The sequence below is a fragment of the Kosakonia sp. H7A genome (assembly GCF_003028445.1).
Classification (GTDB): Bacteria; Pseudomonadota; Gammaproteobacteria; order Enterobacterales; family Enterobacteriaceae; genus Kosakonia; species Kosakonia radicincitans.
Window position 1 is genome coordinate 1 of the sequence record NZ_PYTZ01000147.1, and the last position, 432, is coordinate 432.

The window sequence follows — 432 nt, forward strand, 5'->3', positions numbered from 1 at the left end:
GCCGATGAGACGGCCGTCACTGCGTGCATTGCGCCCCGCCTCCGCAGCTGTACTGCAGCTTTCCGTCAAGGTCAGAATTGCTGACATGGATTGGCCGATCAGGTGAGCGAGCCCGCCCTTCGGCCGTGGACGCTATATGTGCGCACCTGTGTGTGCGTCGATTGGAAACGTGGTGAGCAAGCTCTACGAAAGGATTCGCGAAGCCCGGCGACTGACCGGGATGACGCAGGAGATGTTGGCGGCGGAACTGGGTATCTCCCGCAGCGCGGTGGCGCAGTGGGAAATGAGCGAGGGCACGGCGCCTTCGGTGGAAAACCTGATCGCCCTGGCCAAGCGCAGCGGCTTGGCTTTCGAATACCTGGCCACCGGACGCGGCGAGGCGAGCTTCGGCCCGCCCGAGGCGATCGCCGAGGAGGAGGCCAGCTACCACCC

1 protein-coding gene is annotated in these 432 nt (G+C 65.0%); it reads left to right on the forward strand.

What is annotated here, in order from left to right:
* Nucleotides 1-172: 172 nt before the first annotated feature.
* Nucleotides 173-432: helix-turn-helix transcriptional regulator (locus CWM66_RS28655; RefSeq protein WP_107147763.1), on the forward strand; the 260-nt coding region annotated here is incomplete at its 3' end.